Origin of the sequence: Candidatus Zymogenus saltonus, assembly GCA_016929395.1 — a bacterium.
Taxonomy (GTDB): domain Bacteria; phylum Desulfobacterota; class Zymogenia; order Zymogenales; family Zymogenaceae; genus Zymogenus; species Zymogenus saltonus.
The window spans coordinates 75,434-95,203 of the sequence record JAFGIX010000025.1 but is presented as its reverse complement, the minus strand read 5'-3'; the positions used below and the strand labels follow the sequence as shown (position 1 = coordinate 95,203).

General features: G+C 47.9%; 16 protein-coding genes and 1 tRNA gene. 8 read left to right on the top strand and 9 right to left on the bottom strand.

Going from position 1 to position 19,770, the window contains the following annotated elements:
* Positions 1–595: tetratricopeptide repeat protein (locus tag JW984_05275; protein ID MBN1572592.1), on the top strand; the 595-nt coding region annotated here is incomplete at its 5' end.
* 600 nt (positions 596–1,195) lie between these two features.
* Here JW984_05275 and JW984_05270 read toward each other — a convergent pair.
* The 4 genes from JW984_05270 to JW984_05255 form a co-directional block, all read right to left on the bottom strand.
* A complete protein-coding gene (locus JW984_05270; protein ID MBN1572591.1) occupies positions 1,196–2,584 on the bottom strand; it encodes an MFS transporter in 1,389 nt (462 codons plus the stop codon).
* An 80-nt stretch (positions 2,585–2,664) separates the two neighbouring features.
* Positions 2,665–4,203 carry an NAD(P)/FAD-dependent oxidoreductase gene (locus JW984_05265; GenBank protein MBN1572590.1) on the bottom strand — a complete coding sequence of 513 codons (1,539 nt, stop codon included), beginning with the start codon at positions 4,201–4,203 and terminating at the stop codon, positions 2,665–2,667.
* A 327-nt stretch (positions 4,204–4,530) separates the two neighbouring features.
* Positions 4,531–4,722, bottom strand: coding sequence for a hypothetical protein (locus JW984_05260; GenBank protein ID MBN1572589.1), 192 nt, complete (start codon positions 4,720–4,722; stop codon positions 4,531–4,533).
* 169 nt (positions 4,723–4,891) lie between these two features.
* Positions 4,892–4,966: transfer RNA gene (locus tag JW984_05255), tRNA-Val, on the bottom strand.
* A 375-nt stretch (positions 4,967–5,341) separates the two neighbouring features.
* On the opposite strand from JW984_05255, the gene JW984_05250 reads away from it, so the two are divergent.
* Positions 5,342–6,481 carry a KamA family radical SAM protein gene (locus JW984_05250; GenBank protein ID MBN1572588.1) on the top strand — a complete coding sequence of 380 codons (1,140 nt, stop codon included), beginning with the start codon at positions 5,342–5,344 and terminating at the stop codon, positions 6,479–6,481.
* 737 nt (positions 6,482–7,218) lie between these two features.
* On the opposite strand, the gene JW984_05245 is transcribed toward JW984_05250, so the two are convergent.
* Both JW984_05245 and JW984_05240 read right to left on the bottom strand, forming a co-directional pair.
* Positions 7,219–7,581 carry an epoxyqueuosine reductase gene (locus JW984_05245; protein ID MBN1572587.1) on the bottom strand — a complete coding sequence of 121 codons (363 nt, stop codon included), beginning with the start codon at positions 7,579–7,581 and terminating at the stop codon, positions 7,219–7,221.
* Between the two features lie 347 nt (positions 7,582–7,928).
* Positions 7,929–8,693: a glucose 1-dehydrogenase gene (locus JW984_05240; GenBank protein MBN1572586.1), complete on the bottom strand. Its 765-nt coding sequence runs from the start codon at positions 8,691–8,693 to the stop codon at positions 7,929–7,931.
* A 214-nt stretch (positions 8,694–8,907) separates the two neighbouring features.
* Between JW984_05240 and JW984_05235 the strand changes: the two genes are divergently transcribed.
* From JW984_05235 to JW984_05210, 6 genes are all read left to right on the top strand, one after another.
* On the top strand, positions 8,908–9,591 hold the full coding sequence (locus JW984_05235; GenBank protein MBN1572585.1) for a MerR family transcriptional regulator: 684 nt from the start codon (positions 8,908–8,910) through the stop codon (positions 9,589–9,591).
* A gap of 48 nt (positions 9,592–9,639) precedes the next feature.
* On the top strand, positions 9,640–11,250 hold the full coding sequence (locus JW984_05230) for an NAD(P)/FAD-dependent oxidoreductase (protein MBN1572584.1): 1,611 nt from the start codon (positions 9,640–9,642) through the stop codon (positions 11,248–11,250).
* Positions 11,251–11,275: 25 nt separating this feature from the next.
* Positions 11,276–11,713 carry an NAD(P)-binding protein gene (locus tag JW984_05225; protein MBN1572583.1) on the top strand — a complete coding sequence of 146 codons (438 nt, stop codon included), beginning with the start codon at positions 11,276–11,278 and terminating at the stop codon, positions 11,711–11,713.
* A gap of 87 nt (positions 11,714–11,800) precedes the next feature.
* Complete coding sequence (locus tag JW984_05220; GenBank protein ID MBN1572582.1) at positions 11,801–12,913, top strand: NAD(P)/FAD-dependent oxidoreductase; 1,113 nt, start codon at positions 11,801–11,803, stop codon at positions 12,911–12,913.
* A 9-nt stretch (positions 12,914–12,922) separates the two neighbouring features.
* Positions 12,923–13,342, top strand: coding sequence for a cytochrome c3 family protein (locus JW984_05215; GenBank protein MBN1572581.1), 420 nt, complete (start codon positions 12,923–12,925; stop codon positions 13,340–13,342).
* A 466-nt stretch (positions 13,343–13,808) separates the two neighbouring features.
* Positions 13,809–14,138 carry a NusG domain II-containing protein gene (locus tag JW984_05210; GenBank protein MBN1572580.1) on the top strand — a complete coding sequence of 110 codons (330 nt, stop codon included), beginning with the start codon at positions 13,809–13,811 and terminating at the stop codon, positions 14,136–14,138.
* Between the two features lie 523 nt (positions 14,139–14,661).
* Here JW984_05210 and JW984_05205 read toward each other — a convergent pair.
* The 3 genes from JW984_05205 to JW984_05195 are packed head-to-tail and all read right to left on the bottom strand — an operon-like array spanning position 14,662 to position 19,397.
* Positions 14,662–15,414, bottom strand: a complete 753-nt coding sequence (locus JW984_05205; protein ID MBN1572579.1) for a tetratricopeptide repeat protein — start codon at positions 15,412–15,414, stop codon at positions 14,662–14,664.
* 28 nt (positions 15,415–15,442) lie between these two features.
* Complete coding sequence (locus JW984_05200) at positions 15,443–18,508, bottom strand: hypothetical protein (protein ID MBN1572578.1); 3,066 nt, start codon at positions 18,506–18,508, stop codon at positions 15,443–15,445.
* A gap of 16 nt (positions 18,509–18,524) precedes the next feature.
* On the bottom strand, positions 18,525–19,397 hold the full coding sequence (locus JW984_05195) for a B12-binding domain-containing radical SAM protein (GenBank protein MBN1572577.1): 873 nt from the start codon (positions 19,395–19,397) through the stop codon (positions 18,525–18,527).
* Positions 19,398–19,770: the final 373 nt, after the last annotated feature.

Sequence of the window (19,770 nt, the reverse complement as noted above, 5' to 3'; positions counted from 1 at the left end):
TTTGAAGAAATACAACGAGGCGATAGCGGACTATACCAAGGTGATAAGTATCGACCCGAATTATGCCGATGCCTACAATAACAGGGGGAATGCATACAGTTATTTGAAAAGGTACAACGAAGCGATAGAGGACTACAACAAAGCGATAAGTATCGACCCGAATTTTGCCATGGCCTACAAAAACAGGGGGCTTGCATACGATAATTTAAAGAGATACGACGAGGAGATAGCGGACTACACAAAGGCGATCAGTATCGACCCGGATTTTGCCGATGCCTACAACGGCAGGGGTTGGGTCTATTACCTTACCAAAAAGTACGACAAGGCGCTGGAGGACATCACGGTTGCGCTTCGCATAATGCCAAACGATGCGAATACCCTTGACAGCAGGAGCAACGTGTACAGGGAGCTGGGGAGATATGAAGAGGCGATGGAGGATATAAACAAGGCGATAAATATTAAAGAACACCCTTTTTTCTATTACACCCGGGGGCTGAACTACAAGGCGATGGGCGAAACGGCCAAGGCCCGGGCCGACTTCAAGAAGGCCTGCGACGGCGAGGAGGAGGATGCCTGCAAAGAGTTGAAGAAGTGACGTAATAATATTTGTCATTACCTTGGAAAGCGGGAATCCAGAAACAGATGTCATTCCCGCGAAAGCGGGAATCCAGCTTGATATTTACCCCCACATACGCGGGGACAGGCTGGATTCCCGATCAGGTCGGGAATGACAGTATAGATTCCCAATCAAGTTGGGAATGACAGTACATTTTATTTCTACCTAAACACGCGATTGCTTCATTACCTACTAGACAAGGGGCTTAAGCCCCTTGTCTGCCCCCTTGTCTGCCCATTGTCTGCCCCCTTGTCTGCCCCCTTGTCTGGCCTCTTGTAAAACACGGACGAAGCAATCGGATCGCGTCTTCCGGTTAGGTAGTCAAAATAGAAGATTATGAGAAATGCCGGTTGCTTTACTAATCAGGTCGCCGCGCTTAACCACGTTCGTTCGCGATGAAAGCGGTGCTGGAAATTGGCCTGCCCAACCCCTATTGAAAAAAAATTGACCTGGGGGTTTTACTGGTAGGCGGTGCTGGACTAGATAGACAATCAAATACTTTGGCCTGCAACAACCCGACATCCCCGCCGAGTCATTGCAGGCCATATTTTTGCAGCAAGTTAAAACTCTGCTTCTACACTACTTTATATCACCAAGCTCGACCCTGAGGTCTCTGTGAGTCGAACGTGTTATGGGAAACCATATGAGTAGCGGAAGGCTCGCGACCATGATGATTGCGGGAATCGGCCCGAAGAAGAGGCGCATTCCAAGAAGAGTTTTGACCGACTGTTCAACGAATGCATCGCTTCCTTTAAGGGGAGCGGCATAATCAAAGAGCTTGAGCACCCAGCCAATAGAAGCTACGCCCGCTGCGCTTGCGAATTTCATCAAAAACGCCCAGACTCCATAATAAACTCCCTCCCTTCTTTCACCGGTTTTCTTCTGATCGTGCTCAATACAGTCGGGAAGCATGCTCCAGGGGAAGACGTACTGGCTGGAAAATCCAAAACCGACAACGAACGCAATCACGTAGATAGCAGCCGTCGGCTTATGTGGGAGAAAAAAGCACACGGTGATCGACACGCAAGCGATAAAAAGACCCAGGGCATAGGCCGGCCCTTTATTCCAGTTGTCCGATACCCACTTCCAGAAGAAGAGAAATATCAGTAAAGCCCCCATCATTATCGCCATAACCAGGGAGAATTTCTCTTCCATAAGCAGGTAGTACTTCATGTAATATATGAAGAACCCGGTCATTAATGTGAAACTGTAACTGCTGATGACAAAAGCCAGAACAAGCCGCATGAACGGTTTGTTGCCTAAAGTAATTTTGACGGAATCAATTAAGGGGAGTTCCGAGGGTTTTACCTCAGCTGGGGAGCGTTCCTTGACCGTGAGAGCCGTGATAAGAACCACGATTATACTAATTACTCCGAAGGTCGCCCCCATACCACTGTAGGCGGTTTTTGCAGTCCATCCAAAACTATTTTGATATATGCTTGCCACAAGACCTGTGAGAATGGCGCCGGCCATATATCCTGTAACTCCGAAGATCTTCCGGTAGGCCGTGAGGCTGGTCCGTTCATCGTAATCGTGGGTAAGCTCCGGCGTCATGGCGTAGTAGGGCACGCTGATGGCTGTATGAAACGTGTCAAAGAGTAAAAACGTGAATATAACCGCGAAAAAAGCCGCTGCGCCTGTAAGGCCGGACGGTGTTGAGAAGATGATCCATATACTGATCCCGTATGGGATGGCGCCTAGGATCAGAAAGGGCCGCCTCCTGCCGAAACGAGTTTGCATTCTGTCAGAGATAAGTCCAACCAGTGGATCGTTTACGGCGTCCCAAGTAAGTTTTCCCACTAAAAGGGCCGTTCCCGCTATGGCGGGATCGATTCCCACGACGTCGGTGTAATAGAACATCAGAAAGAACTGCACGGCGGAGTGCATCATCGAGACAGCAAACTCGGCCACTCCGTAAAGCAGCTTCGTTTTAACGGTAAGTTTTTCCCGCAAGGTGTCTAAAGTCATTAAAAACTCCTTTTGTTAAATTTGCAAGAACATTTTAGTACAAATATCCTAAGAGCCATAAGGACTTGGATAAAATAACCTCAAATCAGGCCCTCGTCTTTGATCATGCCTACGACCTTCCTGGAGGCAGCCATGGTTCCACATACTCCTCCCCCTTCCTTTTCGCTCTGGCTTCCCACAAACCAGAGGCCGGTAATCGGCGATTTGTGCGGGCCTCCTTTCTTCCCCATTACCGGAGACCTTCCGCCGAAGCCGTGATAGTCGACGCGGACCCGCTTCTTGAAGTCCTCGGGCGTCATAATGACCATCGTCTTAGCGCGCTTCCTTAAGTTTGGGATGATCTTCTCCGCCTCGATGAGGAGCTTGTCGGTAAGCTCCTCCTTACGATCCTCCCACGTCCCGGAGGAAAGATTGTTGGGGGCTATTGTGTAGACCGTAACGGCGTGATGACCCTTAGGCGCCATCTCCGGTGAGTGAAGCGACGGGACGTAGATGAGAAATCCGTCCCTCCCCTCGTGGTATTCTCTATTCTTGCACCTGTCCACCGCGCCCTCCACGTCGTATGTGCCGTAGTAGTAACAAAGAGCGGACCTCTGGTAGGGCAACGTGTTAAAATCGATCCCGAGATGAACCATGTGGACCGATTCCATCAGGGGGGTGTCGTCAACCCTGTCTATAAAATCCTGAGGGAGGTGCTCTTTTCCGAGAAGTCCGAAATAGGTCTCCCGGGCGCCGCCGCTGGCGATGACGAGATCGGCGGACTCAACGTGTCCGTCTTTCAGTCGGATGCCGCTAACCTCTGCCCCATCGGTGAGGATCTTTGTCACCAGAGAGTTGGTGAATATTTCCCCCCCGTTTTCGACAACGACTTCGGACAGAACCTTGACGAGCTTTTCACATCCGCCTATGATGTACTGATAGCTGGGACGCTTTCCCGCCGCAGTATACTTAAGGGGGATCCTTTTGTCGAAGGCGGTCTCGATATTCACGGCCGGTACGGCAAGGCCCATAAACTGGCTGGGACGAACAACGAAATCGGCGAGAATTCCGGTATAAAGTCCTTTTAACTCCGGCCCCCTGAAGAAGTGGTTCATCACGTCCTCAGCAGACCAGCCCTGCATCTGTTTCACTTTCCTGAAAATCCACAACATCCAGAGCTTCAGAAAAAGCTTCTTAGGGCCTGATTCCCTGCTTGCGCGGTAGTTTAAGGCCATGAGATCCATCATCCGGTCGTAGAACTCGTAATAGCGGTCAAGGCCCTCGGCCTCGTCGGGAAAGACGTCCTTCAGGTAATCCCTGCGCCAATGGGGGCCTCCGTACTCGTGAGGCTTCCATAATTCGAAATCGGGCATAACAATGCCCCGGTCGTCCCTGACGAGTGTGACCTTGTCGGATATCGAGAGATCCTCCAAGATGTCTCCACCCAGCTCCCCGGGCCCGAAGCCCTGAAGAAGCATCGGCCCCAGGTCCCACGAATACCCGTCCTTGTGCAGCGTGGCGGTGACGCCTCCGATATTATCAAACTGCTCGAAAATCTTTACCTTATGCCCCGATTTTGCCATATAGGCCCCGGCCGTAAGGCCGGCAACACCCGATCCAATAATTACAACACGTGCCATAACACCCCTCCCCTTCCGGTTATTAAGGGGTCAGATTATAGTTAGGCGACCGCAAGATGTCAAGGTAAAACCCGCCTTTTTTACTAAAAAATATGATGGGGGAGAAATGAGGGTACTTTCTCAAGTCGCACATGGTAGCCACCGAAGACCCGTTTCTTGAACAGGGACTTTACGTTTGTTTTCAAGGATGATCTGGAGATTATGTTGTCTTTAAAGGTAAGAAAAGACTTATTGAGGCAGTTTTGGTGGGCGTAAATAATTTGGCTTTTAAAAAGGTATTAATCTGTACGTTTAATTCTTTAGCGTATTTTCAATATTAAACATATTTCAACTTTTCTCAACATCTCTATCTTCATCCCCTGCAACTTCAAATTCAGCATCTTTATCTTTTGTTTCTTCTTTCTTTGATGTATTGGTCAATTTGATAACCAATAATACTACAATCAAAACAGGAAGGAAAACAGTGCAAAATGCAACAACAAGAATTATAACTAATTCTACAATTCCAAGTCCAAACATATCATTTCTCCATTAATTGAATCAGTACCAATATTATAACTAAAGAAAACAGCCGCCGATTTAAACATTAATTCCAGAGATGCTTTGTTACAGTTTGATTTCTATCTTCCCCATTCATTGCGGACAAATCGTCAACTCACAGGACGGAAATTTGACCGGGGGGTTTTACTGGTAGGCGGTGCTGGATTTGAACCAGCGACTTCCACCGTGTGAGGATGGCACTCTACCGCTGAGTTAACCGCCCACCTGATAATTAAGATATATAAAGAGGAAATCTTTGTCAAGGAATAAATAGCCTCCAAATGTGTCCAGTAAAAAAATTTAAAAAATTTTCCATTTTCCCTTGATATTTTTTTCTCAACTTGTTATATTGTTAATACAAATAAATCATAAAAATTCTGCACCATTTCACAAAAAGAATCCCCGTATGATTTGGTTAGGCTTTCTAATCGACCAGCAGAACGCTAATACTTGAAAATTCGTAAATAAACTGGAGGAAACCAATCAGGATATCTGCCCTTTTAGCATATTGATCTAAGGGTTAGGAACAGACATCATCGAATCTCATTTTGTTTGTAAGTTGGAGAAGGAGGTACATATGAAGCAAGATAGCAATAATATCAAGCCGAAATATATCACAAAGATCAACAGGGTTGAAGGGCTTTCACCGACAGAGAGGGAAAATCTCACAAAGGTAACGGATAAATTCCAGTTCAGGGCCAACGAGTATTACCTCTCCCTCATTGACTTCAAAGATCCCAAAGATACAATCCGCCGCATCATAATACCCGATCTCGATGAGCTTACGGACTGGGGAACGCTGGACGCCTCCCACGAGGAGCAATATACGGTGGCCCCTGGACTTCAGCACAAATACACCCCCACGGTGCTCCTGCTGGTCAACGACATCTGCGGGGGATTCTGCCGCTTCTGCTTCAGGAAGCGCCTTTTCATCGGCGGCAACGAGGAGGTCGTCAGGGACGTAAGCAAGGGCTTGGAATATATCCGCAATCACCCGGAGATCACAAACGTCCTTCTTACCGGGGGCGACCCTCTCCTGCTCTCCACGCCAAAGCTCGGAAACATCGTCAGGCAGATCAGAGAGATAGACCATGTCAAGATCATCAGGATCGGGTCAAAGATGCCCGCCTTTTACCCTATGAGAATCACCCAAGACCCGTCCCTCCTTGAGATGATCAGTAAATACAGCACAAAAGACAAGAAAATATACATGATGGTCCACTTCAACCATCCAAGGGAATTGACGGAGGAATCGATAGACTCCCTGAACATGCTGAAGAGAGCCGGCGCCCTTACCGTAAATCAAACCCCTATGATTAAGGGCGTCAACGACGATCCCGAAACCCTCGCGGAGCTCTTCAGGGTTCTCTCTTATGTGGGCGTCCCGCCGTACTATATCTTCCAGTGCAGACCCGTTATTGGAAACGAGATGTACGCAGTGGAGGTCGAGCGGGCGTTCGAGGTTTTCGAGGAGGCTAAATCCCACGTATCCGGCCTTGCGAAGCGTTCGAGATACATCATGTCCCACGATACGGGAAAGGTCGAGGTCGTCGGGATGAGGGATGGATATACATATTTCAAATATCACCAGGCGGTGAATCCGGACGATTACAACCGCCTCATCATGTGCAGAAGCAATCCGAAGGCTTACTGGTTCGATGACTACGAGCCCATATCGGACGGCGATTCATGGGAACATGAAACCGCCGTAAGAATCAACCCCGATTCAGCAGATTAATGAGCGTAGGGGTTTTTTAGGAACTTTGACTAAAAGCTTTCATTTGTTAAGTGTGGTTGGGAAGTAGCAAGAGGGAGGATGAGGGATTCAGGGGGTTGGCGGCGGAAGGATCGGTTAGTACATGGCGGTGGGCGTTGTCAATGGCAGTGGGCGTGGTGAAAACGGGTGACAGTGTAAAGTAGGTTGTATGAAAAAACGGTAAGAGGCGTAAGTTATCTGCGGGTGGGATGGCGGCTTAATGGAGTGTTGGGTGGCGTAAAATGAGGCTCTTTAGGAATTTCATATTTTAATACTTTTTTGCCTATTGATTATCGACACTTATAATTATTAAAACAAATGAATGTCATATATAAAATCACATATCCCAATGGCAAAATATATATTGGACAAGACCGAACAGACAGTATCAATTATTTCGGCAGTGCTTTAAGTAGACTAATAGAAAAAGATTTTACTCGTGAACAGCGACGCGATTTTACAATTCGTAAAGAAATCCTTTGGGAATCTGAATCTGCATCTCGTATGGAGGTTACGAAAAAGGAAATTAAATTTATCCGAAAATTTAAGTCTAATAATCCTGCTATTGGTTATAATCAATGGCCAAAACTGGATGTATAAAAGCACAACTGATTAACTAAATCTACAGAGACAGCTTAAGTCAGCTTAATAAATAAGAGACATAAGTAGTCATCGATTGTTTTAAGTTTTTCTAAAATGTAATCGGAGATTCTTCATAACTAAGCGCCCTTCCCGTAGGGGCAGGCCAGCAGACACTGGCCGCATTCGTCCTTTCGTCCCTTCGACTTAATAGCTTCCTCCCTTTTAGCGTTGCAGAGGTAAACGTCCAAGAGCTCTTCCCTCGGCGTCCCGGAATGCCAATTCAGGTCTTTTATACAGAGATATGGACAGGCTTCAACGCAGGCGGTGCAGCCTCCGCATCCGCTTTCCAAGACAGGCCTGTCCGGCTCGATATCGCAGTCGACAAGTACGGTTGCGAGGTATACTCTGGGGCCGTGTTCCCTCGTAATCAGAAGGGAGCTTTTGCCGATCCATCCCAGACCTGCGCGCACCGCCGCGAGCTTGTGGGGGAAAAGAGCCATAAGGGTGTCTCGGGATCCTGCCCCACTTGAGGGACAATCATATGTTTTATCACTCCGCTGTTTAGCTTCAGCAGTCCGGAGAGCCTGTTTATGGTTTCGCCCATTATGGCACGTGTTTCCTCCAACAGCTCGTGAAATCGCTCTTCATTATAGACATTGAATCTCTGCCAATATTTATATGGCAAACATATCGACAATGCCCTCGGAAACTCCCCGGACAGGGGATGATGTCCCGTTATATCAGCTACTCCGAATCCAACGCGTTCAATTGAAAAGAACTCCCTCAGCTCGCCTTTAAAATCATCCATAGTAACTGCGTCTTTCCGCCGAAATTCAATCAAAATCGTCTAAAGCAGGTAACCGCCGTCCGCGGTCAATATCGTGCCCGTCGTGTAGCTCGACGCGTTCGATGCGAGAAAGAGGGCGAGCCCGGCCACCTCGTAAGCCTCGCCTATCCTTCCCATCGGGCAGTGGTTCAGATATATCTTTAGTATCTCATCGGCGCTCCAAAGCATCTCGGAGAAATGGGTCTTTATCAATCCTGGGGCTATGGTGTTTACGCGGATATTTTTCGAGGCCCACTCCTTTGCCAAAACCTTTGTCAGCATCACCACAGACGCCTTTGTGATGTTGTAAACGCCTGTGCCGAAGGAAGGTGAAAAGGCCTCTATCGACGAAATATTGATTATAGATCCTCCACCCGCCTTCTCCATCGGGCCGAGGACCATTTTGCTCAAAAACAGATATGCCTTAAGGTTTACATCGATCATCTTGTTGAAGAGCGCCTCGTCCATATCCTCCACGGGCCCGAACTTCGGATTTATGGCGGCGTTGTTGACAAGAATATCCACCGAGCCGAATTTTTCTACGGTCTCGTTTACTATGCTCTCAAGGGCCTCAAGATTCCCGGCGTGGGCGGAAACGGCGTGCCCCTTTCCCCCGTCTGCCTCGATCTCCGCCACGACCTCCTTTAAGGCTTCGAGTTTCCTGCTTGCGACCGTAACGTTTGCCCCGGCTTCCGACAACGCCAGGGCTATCTCCCTTCCTATCCCCCTGCTCCCGCCAGTTACAATGGCCGTCTTTCCGTCGAGCCTGAATTTTTCGAGATACATTTTTTGCCCCTTATAAATACCGTTTATTATTCACCCCCTCTTTGTTAACACTTTTACTTGATATATTCAACCTATTTTCAACCTTTTTCTTTTATACTTTTAAAACAAAAATGGCTTGACATAATGGAGACATTTTTATACTATTGCCTCAAGCTTAACTTCAAACTTCAGATTAGAATTCTTAAAAACAACTAAAGATTCCAACATATTATATATGTCTTTAAAAATCAGCGAGTTGGAAAAGATAACCGGAGTCCCCCAATCCACTATCAGGTACTACGTCAAGGAGGGGCTTTTGCCCAAGCCTGAAAAGGTCAATAAATCGATGTCCTATTACGACGAATCCTGCATCGATCGTATTGCCCTTGTAATAGAGCTCAAGGAGAAAAAGTATTACCCTCTCTCCGTAATAAGGAGTATAATCAAGAGCATCGACAACGGGGCGAACCTGAACGGTCTCATATCCTTGAGGGACGCGATCTTCAGCCCAAAGGCCCATGGTGAGCCCGAGCTGATGGACAGGGATGAGTTTATCAAGGCTTCGGGGATGGATAAAGAGCTCCTGAAAAGGGCCGAGGCCATGAACATCCTAATTCCATACAACAAGGGCGGCAAAAAACCATACAATCACGAGGACCTCAATTTCGCGAGACATATAGTGTGGGGCTTCAAGGAGCTCAAGATGGATATCAACGACGTGAGGTTCTACATCGATCACGGTGAAAAGATCGTCGAGGAAGAGATAAAGCTGAGGAAGAGGGTCGTCTCGGGAAAATCAAGGGATGAAAACATCAGGATTACGGCCAGGATGTCGGAGATGGCAGACGAGTTGAGAAGCTATATCCTGAGGAGGCTTTTTCAGTCCAGGGTCAAGAAGATGCTGGAAAAAACCAAATGAGATGTTATTTATATACGACGAGTCAATGTATCTGAAGGAGTTGATTTTATGAGAAAGAAATATCTTTTTCTACTTCTTTTTGCGATATCTTTGTCAACGGCGCTTATATTCAATTTTGGATGCGCCAAGAAGAAGCCCCCTGCATTCGAGGCGGATTACGACGTAATCATCGTAGGCGGAGGAATGGCGGGACTGTCTGCTGGCGCCCACCTTTCCAACGCCGGCCTAAAGGTGCTCCTGCTGGAACAGCACCACAAGGTGGGGGGCTGTACGACCAATTTCACCAGAGGCGATTTCACGTTCGAGGTCGCCCTTCACGAGATGAACAGGGGGGATTTGGGCACGGTAATGAAACTTTGCGGTGTATATGACAAGGTGGATATTTACGAGCTCCCCGATTTTTACCGCTCCATCTATCCTACCGTGGACGTCGACATTATAATGCCCACAACATGGGAGGAATGGGACAACACTCTGAAAGAGAGGTGGCCGGAGGAGGCCGCGGGGATAGAAAAATTCCACGAGCTTTCATCCACCACCTACAGCGACATTCTGGCCATAAAAGACCTCTATCGCTACACAGGCTTCAAGGCCTTTAAGACGAAGATGTCCGTGCCCCTGAAACACAAGTCGCTGATGACGTGGAGCAAGAAGACCTTGACCGAGCTTATGGACGAGTGCTTTACCGATGAGGGGCTCAAGGCCGTCGTCTCCCAGCTCTGGGTTTACTATGGAGCACCCGCTAACGATCAACTCGCACTTCTGACCCTGGCCGCAACCGACGCATTCTTAAGCGACAGCGTCTGGCACATCAAGGGCACATCTCAGGCGCTGGCCAATGCATATAAAGAGCTTATAGAAGAAAACAAGGGCGTCGTCAAGACCGGAACCCTTGTGACCGAGATCATCATCGAGGACGGCTTAGCCAGGGGCGTCAAAACTGAATACGGCGATGTCTACACCTCCAGATACGTCCTGGCCAACACCGACCCGTACCAGCTTGTCTTTAAACTCGCTGGCGAGGAGAACTTCCCGAAGAAGTACGTGGAAAGGATAAAATCCCTCAAGCCGGCAAACTCCCTCTTTGTGACGTACCTTGGGTTGAACATCGACCTCAAGAAGCTCGGCTACACGGACACCGAGATATTCTACAACACAAGCACGGATACGACGCTCGTATATAAAAATATGATGGAGGGAAATTTCGCCGAGGGGATGGCATCAATTACCATCTACTCCAACTACGGCGACCCAATCTACGCCCCTAAGGGCAAGTCGGTGGTCGCGCTCCTCGAGTACTCCGATTACGACATCTGGCCCAAGGACAGGAAAGAGTATCAGAAAATGAAAGAGGAGAAGGCATGGGAGCTGATAAACCTTGCGGCCAACGTAATCCCCGAGCTGAAGGACAAAAAAAACATAGAGGTCATGGAGATAATGACTCCTGTAACGATCGAGGAGTTCACCAAGAACTATCACGGCATACCCTACGGCTTTTACCTGGATACCGAGCAGTGGGAGAAGATACCGAACAATACACCCATAGATAACCTTTTCATAGCTGGAAGCTGGACTAAGGCCTGGCACGGTGTTGGCCCCGCCCAGATAAACGGTTACATGGGATCGAGACTTATACTGGATATGGAAGGAATTGAATAATAGCAAAATATAAAAGGGGTTTAAAATGATTAAAAAGAATCGATGGCTGTTTATTATTCTAACAATTGCCGTCTCGGCGTCTCTATCCTTGATAACGGGCTGTGGAAAGACAAAGGCTCCCGATTTCGAGGCCGATTACGACGTAATTATAATCGGCGGTGGAATGGGCGGTCTCTCTGCGGGCGCCCATCTTGCCTCGAACGGGCTCAAGGTCTTACTTTTAGAGCAGCACCACAAGGTAGGGGGGTGCGCCACCAACTTCACTCGCGGTGACTTTGTCTTCGAGACATCACTCCATGAGATGGCCGGGGGAGGTCCCAGAACCGAGGACGGCGCCCTGAGAAGACTCATGACCCTCTGCGGTGTCTACGACAAGGTCGAAACCTACCAGTTGCCCGAGCTCTATCGATCGATCTACCCCGGCGGCGTGGACGTTACGCTCCCTTCCACCTGGGAGGGATAGGACAACGCCCTGAAGGAGAAGTGGCCGGAGGAATCGGAGGGGATCGACAAGTTTCACAAGCTCTGTGTTGAATTCTCGAAAGAGTATATGTCTCTATCCAATCTGTTTCGCTACAGCGGCTTCAAGGCCTTTACCACAAAGATGCAGGTGCCCTTAAAGCAGAAGACCTTCTTTAAGTGGCAGGGCAAAACAATGCAGGATATTTTGGACGAGTGTTTCACGAACGAGGATCTGAAGGCCGTTGTCTCCCAGTTCTGGGTATACTACGGCGCTCCCGTTCCGGATGAAACAGCGGTCCTGTTATTGATGGCAAACAATACATATCTTAAAGACGGTCCCGTACATGTAATGGGAACCAGCCAGAACCTGTCCAACGCCTACGCCGAGAGGATCGAGGAGCTGGGAGGCACCGTGAAGACCGGCACCCTCGTCACCGAGATAATCATTGAAGACGGCTTAGCCAGGGGCGTCAAGACCGAGTATGGAGATGTCTACACCGCACGCTACATAGTCGCCAACACCGACCCGTATCAGCTTATCTACAAGCTCATCGGCCAGGAAAACCTGCCGAAGAAATACGTGGATAAAGTTAAAAATATGAAGGTAGCAAACTCCCTCTTCGGCGTCTATCTCGGCTTGAATATCGACCTTAAAAAGTTCGGCCATAAAGACACGGAGATATTCTATAACACGTCTTTAGACAGCGCCGCCGCCTATGACAACATGATGAAGGGTAACTTCAAGGAAGGTGCGGTGTCGATAACCATCTACTCCAACTACGGCGACCCGGTATACGCGCCAAAGGGTAAATCGGTTTTAGTTCTCCACGCCTTCAGCGATTACAATATCTGGGCCAAGGACAAAAAAGAATACCAGAAGATGAAAGAGGAAAAGGCCTGGGAGCTGATAAACCTTGCGGCCAACGCTATCCCCGAGATCAAGGAGAAGAGATACATCGAGGAGATGGAGGTCATAACTCCGGTAACGATAAACGAGTACACTCTGAACCATGAAGGTATCATATACGGCTTCTACATGGATAAAGAGCAGTGGCAGAAGATACCGATCAGGACTCCGATCGACAACGTATTCATCGCCAGCAACTGGACGAGCGGATTTCACGGCTTCGGCTCCGCTCAGATTAACGGATGGATGGCGAATCGTTTGATCATGGATATCGAGGGACTTGAATATAAATAGAGGTGAAAAATGAAAAAGAAGAATAGAAAAGGATTTACTATTTTAAGTATCTTTGCCGCAATTTCTCTATTTACGGTCTTCGTTTTGGCGTTTTCGGCTGTCGACGCCCTCACCGCATACTACGGAGAAGTGATAGAAAAAATCGACGACACGACAAAGGCAACGAGCAGATACCTCCCCATTGATTTTAAACACCAGTATCACCAGAGCAACCTGGATATATCGTGCATCACGTGCCACCACACCGAAGACGAGGAGTTCGTCGCCGGTACGCCCGCACAATGTAAGTCTTGCCACAACGCAGACAGCGGCGAATTAACCTATAAAGACTCCATGCATCAAACCTGTGTGGTCTGCCACAATAAAGAGCTGGCCGCGGGCAAGACTCCTCCTACGGAGTGCCTCGATTGTCACACCCAGAGAGACTAAGGGGCGGACCGAGAAAACAGGAAGGAAAGGTGCAGGGGGAAAACGGCGATGAGTCAACGGTCTCGGGATAGTTCAACGGGCCTTTGGCTGGTATAAGGGGGGTTGGCTGAACCGATATTGACCGGCAGATGTCTAGTGGGCGTAGGTCGGGCAAGTTAGTCTTGATTGACGACAGTGGGCTGGTGAAATAAATGGGGCTGGTGGGGGAAGGTCGGGAATTGAGCCCAAAATCCTTTAGACGTTATGCCGTTTGTGTGATTGGGAGATGATTAAATAACAAGCGGCATTTCCACTACCAGTTTTAGAGACATAGCTTTTGAGCTAAATTTATTAACTGTTTTTCCTGCACCTGAATTGCCTAAAAAAAATATAGGGGAACGGGCCTTACGGCCGTTCCCCTATATTTCAAAAGCTGTTTTAATCCATAACATCTAAATAGGATCAGCCCCATCAATCTTGGAGTGATATGAAGAGAAGCGACATAATTTTCATCGTTATATGCGTCGTCCTGATAGCAACGGCCTTTGTCTTTTTCAAATCCATATCTGCAAATGCTGGACGGACGGTGGTCATCGAGGAGGGAAACGAGGTTTTCGGCACCTACCCCATCTCCGAGGACAGGGTCATCGAGGTGACAGGCATTCTTGGCGTCAGCACGGTCGTCATAGAAGATGGTGAGGTGTACATGAAGGATTCGCCGTGTCCAAACAAGGTGTGCATCAACATGGGCAGAATATCAAAGAAGGGAGATACGATTGTATGTATCCCCAATCGTATCTATATCACGATAAAATAGACTTGCTCTGCTCCCCCGCTTCCCTAAATCACATCTTCCCGCCGCTTAACCTGCCGCCACCGATTTCCTTCTATCGACTTACAGGCCTTTTTTAAGTATTTAAGCCAATCCTTTTATGACAAAAAGAGATTCCCCCCCAATAAATTTCCCTCCCCCACCCCCAATTCCCATCCCCTGATCACCTCTTCCCGCCGCATAACCTTCCAACGCCTATTATCTTCCGTCGGCTGATAAGCCTCTCTCGGAATCCAAGAGGCGGCCCCCCTTTTTGCCCTTAATATTTTTCAACTCCTGCCGATCTTTATCCCCCCTCCCCTTATTCAAATTAGCAATCCCGTCCGACAGTCACCCCCCCCCAGAATCCGGGTTATGACGAGGGCAAATCCTGAATAATTTCTATTTCCATCCCCTTTGTATGAAATTGCGCATCATCGCATCCTTGCCCCGGCCTTCCTACACTTCCAATCCCCGGCACCCCTGCCCAACTGCCCCTCCCAATCACTTCGGATACAGTTTCTCCTTACTATTTCAACTTATCGTATAATTTGCAGCCGAGCTCGTTCTTAAGATCACACGCCCTCCTGTAGTCTTCTCTGGCCTCTTCGTGCCTCCCAAGCTCGTAATAAGCCCATCCCCTGTTGAAATAGGAGTATGACAGGATGTAATTCGGCTTAATCCCTATCGCCCTGTTGCAATCCGATATCGCCTCGCCGAACCTTCCGAGTCCGTTCATTGCCCATGCCCTGTTGGTAAATGCGGAGGCGATGTTTGGGTCTATCTCTATCGCCCTGTTGCAGTCTAAAAGGGCTTCTTTAAATAAGCCTATGCCGTTTTTTGCCCACGCCCTGTTTACGTAGGCGTCTGCAAGAAAAAGGGGAGGTCTTAGACTTATTGCCTCGTCGCAGTCGGAAATTGCCTCCTTGAATTTACCCAGGCCGTTTTTTGCCCAGGAACGGTTTATATAGGCGTAGACAAGACTCGGGTCAAGTCTTAAGGCCCTGTCACAATCCGCTATCGAATCGTAATATCTCCCTACGACATTGTAGGCCCAGGCCCTTGCGTTATAGGCATCTGCAAAACCATTGTCCTCTTCAATGGCCTCTGTGTAATAGTCAATCGCATCATTAAAGTCGCCGTTGAAAAAGGCCTCATCCCCCTTTGCCTTCAGCTCACCGGCGGTCTCAAATGCCGAAACATTGGAAACCATAAGAGAAAGAATCACCGCCGTTGAAAGCAAAACAATCGCAAAATCAAAAAGTATCTCTCTTTTTCTCATCGTTTTTTTACCTAAAAAATATTTGCCATTACATTCTCACAATTCCCTTCCTCTCTTCATCCTTCACCTTCGATCCCTCATACCATTCCAGGAAGTGATAGTCCATTATAAACTTGTAGAAAAGAGATGTGGGACGGATTATCTCATAAACCTCCGTATGCTCCCTTTTTGTGGTTCCCGTGTAATCGATGTTGCCGGCGTATCTGAATATCTCCACGAGATCCCGATCCTTTTTGTTCTCGACCCCAAAAATGAGATGAATCTCGGTCCCCTCGAATGCAAAGAGCTTCCAGAATTCTTGATTGAGCTCCCCCCTCAAGACCCTCTTCTCAAAAAAGTACAGGCGGCCCCTGCTCTCCCGAATAAACTCTCTCAGCGCATCCCCGGACAGGGCCTCCCCGAGGTTGTATATATCGGTACTCGTAGAGATGAACTCCTTGTTAAACTGCTCCTTTTCCTTCTCCCATATCTCGAGTCCTGAGACCTTTTTTTCTCCGTCGCACTCATCGGCAAAGAGCCTCTCCGCATAATCAAGGATGGAGTCTATCTCCTCCTCAAAGAAGGTCGGCTCTTCATCTATCGGCTTTATCAAGGAATAGTCCGTTCCGACTATAACGTTGAACGGGTAGATGAGATTCGGATTTTCCATCTCAAAACAGCACCTCTCCACATATCTGTCCACCCTTTTCTTGATGCTCTGACTCCTTGTCGCGCCCCTTGCGGCCTCGTTTATTTTATCAGCGATGTTTACCTTGACGTCTCCCCAAATGTTGTCCTTCAGATCAACCGATTCCACAACATCCCCGTAAGAGATATATAGCCCGGTGTTCATACCAAGATCCACTATCTCTCCGAGCTTCTCGTAATAGGCTTGTACCAGCTCCGTCTTCTTTTTGTAGACAGTCGATAGCATTGCGTTAAGCCGCCTTATCTGTACTATCTCGTCCTGGCATATCTCCTTGTAGAACTCCATCGATCTCTTTTCCAGGCGCTGCTTTTCCACTTCCATCTTTAGCTCTTTCTTCCCTTTGTTTATGAAGGACAGCTTGTCTCTCAGAACCCCTTCGCTCTCGGCCAGCCTCTCTTTTATGTCCACCCGATCCGTATCCTTTATCCTTGTGGAGATCTCCCCTATGGCGTCTACGTAGGCCTCGATGCTCTTGTTGAAATGGCTCAACTGGGCCTTCATCATCTCCACCGGGCTCATGCCCCTCTTTGCATCCATGATCTCGTTCAGCTCGATGATAGTGCCGATTATCATCTTTGAATTCTCGTTGAGTCTCTTGAGATCGGCCTGATACCTCGACTTCAACTTTTCCCTCTGAATCCTTTCGTCAAATTCCGGGTATTTCTGTATCAATTTTTTCTGATATTGCGAGACTATCTTTCTTATCTCTTTTGCCAGCTCAAACAGCGCAAGTATATTTCCCGAAAAGGTCACCGCATCGCCCAGGAGATTGTTGAGATCGAGCCCCAATGAAGGGTCTTTTCCCACTTTGAGGTAGTAGTTTTTTGCGGCCTCTATTATAGGTAAAAAAAACTCGAGCTTTAAAAACTCCGCCATGACAAGGCTTCCCGATTTCCTTGTCCTTCTTGTAAATCCCTTGAGGTCCACAAAGAGGTGGCCCTCCTTTCTCCCCTCCTTTTTTATCAAGGTCAGCTTATGATCTGCGGAAATTCTGTAAAGCCGCCCCTCGTCGTAGCTGTGGACGAGTTCGTTGAACTTCAGCTTATTCTTCTTGTTTTCAAAGGCTTGTTTCGATGTGGTGATGTACGTATCGTAGCCGAGATCGACCCTATAAGCGATGTAGCGCTTGAGCACCTCCGAAATCTTGAACTTTGTCCCCTCCTTCCCCGTCGAGAACATGCGGAGTGTACCCCATTTCTTGTAGACCTTCAGATGATTGATCATCTGCTTTACCTTGGTGGTTCGTTCCTTGTCTGTAAAATGTCTCTCGTTGATCTTGTAAAGCCCCACCATCAACCTCGATGCCGTCTTCTGATCCTCCCAAAGGCTCCTGAAGGTTTTTTCGTCATACGCCAGCCGTGAGAGAAATGCATTCGTCTCATCTCTCTGATCGTCATACAGTACCAGATAATCCAATATGTCATCCCTGAACTTGCTGGTTGAATAGAATCCCAGGATGTCATCGGAAAGCGCCTTGTCTCTTATTACGGCTTCCGTCATTTTGGAGAGGAGATCGAAGAGACTTATCGCCCTCTTAGCCGTCCGGCTGTACACGCCTTCCAGTTTGGATATTATCTTCAGCGACAGGTTGTATGGATTGATCTCACTGTTCAAAAGGGAGTTCTTTATGCCGAGGGCGAAAAAGGGTGTCGTGCTCCCCATTAAAAGGTACTCAATCCTCTTGAGATCGTAAGAGAGCTGTTTCCTCCTGAATTTGTTAAATATATCCTCGATAATGCTGAGGATCAAAGCGTAGAAAAAGATGCTTATCGAGCGCTCGAGCTTCTCATAAGATATTCCCTTTATGCTTACCTTTTTTATGATCTCCTTCTTTTCGGTTAAGAATTTCGATAGCGCAAGGTGGGTGAGAAAGGCCGTCTTTTCATTCCCGCCGAACCTTATCTCCTCTTCGATCGCCTTTCTGTAAATTCTCGTTAGCTCGTTAATAAGCTTTCTCCCTGATAGCTTTGGAGAAAGCCAGCTTACGATAATCCCCGCATCCATGAGGGAATCCGAAATGAGAGTGACAAGTGCGGAGTTATATTCGATCTTGGTGGTGAAATCTCCTCCGAGCCTGTACCCTTTTGGGGGGAGCTTGACCTTTTCATCCAACACCGATATCATCATGCCGCCGCGGCTGTCGTAGATAATCGGGGGCTCGATACGTCCCTTTATAAGGGAGAGAAGCTCCTCCAGGGCCTCTTCAATTATCTCTTCACTCTCACCCCCGAATATAAACGGAATTCGTATATTTATCTCCGTCTCCCCGAGGCAAAAGCGCAGATCGCTCTTCTTGAGCATCCAAAAATCTTTATTTCTGATTCCAATGCCCTGGGTGTAGTCGAGAATACTATCGAGAAGTGTTATCCTTCTGTCAAATAAATCTTCTCTGAAATATGATCCCATGATAAGGAGTGAATTCCTAAAGACCCCTTGTATATTCGGGGCGAAGAAGATCTATCCTCTCTTCGTCGAGGATATTGCGAATCAAAGATATTGCTTCATCTTTTTGATCGGGAAGATTTACCCTTAACGGAAGGTAGTTCGATGCGTGGTTTGATGTAAAGAGACAGCTGTTTACGTTTATGCTTTTGAGGATAAGATAGAGCTCTTCCAGAAAACCCATCTGGTCCGGAAGGACAAATGTGCCTTTCTGCAAATCTTCATACAGTGGGGTGCCGGGAACGATCATCAGGGTCAATGCGCCTACAAAATCGGGGTTCATTTCCGAGAGGATCTTCCCCGTCTCGAGGGCGTGACGCTTGGAGCCGTTCTTCCCCCCCAATCCCATAAGGACGGTCACCGACAGGAGGATTCCGGCCTCCCTGACCCTTCTCGCCGCTTCAACGGCATCCTCCGGCCCCGTCCCCTTCTTCACCTTTTTTAAAATTTCGCCGTCACCGCTTTCAAGACCCATGTAGATTATCCCCAGCCCTTTCTCCTTTAGGGCCTTCAATTCTTCAGGGGTCTTTCTCAATATGCTTTTGACGTTTCCGTATATCCCGATCCTGTCGATCCCGTATATAAACTCATTTATGCTGTCGAAAATCGGACCTAAAGTCTTCTGGGGGATTATGAGCGCGTCGCCGTCGGCCAAAAATATCCTCCTTATCCTCCCGCACCCCATGACCTCTTTCAGGTCGGCCCTGATGGATTCAAGTGGCCTGATCTTGAATTTCTTTTTTTTGTATGTCGGACAAAAAGTGCACTTGTTGTGAGAGCAGCCCAATGTAACCTGGAGGATCAGACTTCCCGCCTCGCTTGGCGGGCGGATTACAATACCTTCATATCTCATGTTGCCCTGTTTAAAGAAATAGCCTTAAAAAGTTGCCTCCGCATCTCCACTTTGCCCATCTCCATTTCGATATACCACAGCGATCCTGCTTTGTGCTATTTGTCGAGTTTGAAAACGAAAAATCAAATCACAATGCATTTGTAATTTTATATCTCGTGGTACTTCTCTCCCAAACAGCCTTTAAGCGTCACTTCCCCATCTCAACTTTCAAAACACCATCGCTACTCTTATTCAATATTACTATTTATATCTCGTGGTACCTCGCCCCCAAACAGCCTTTAAGCGTTATCTCCCTATCTTCACTTAATTCAACGGCCATCTCTCCATTTCAGCCTCAATACACCAACGCCGCTCTTCTTCCAATACTATTCAC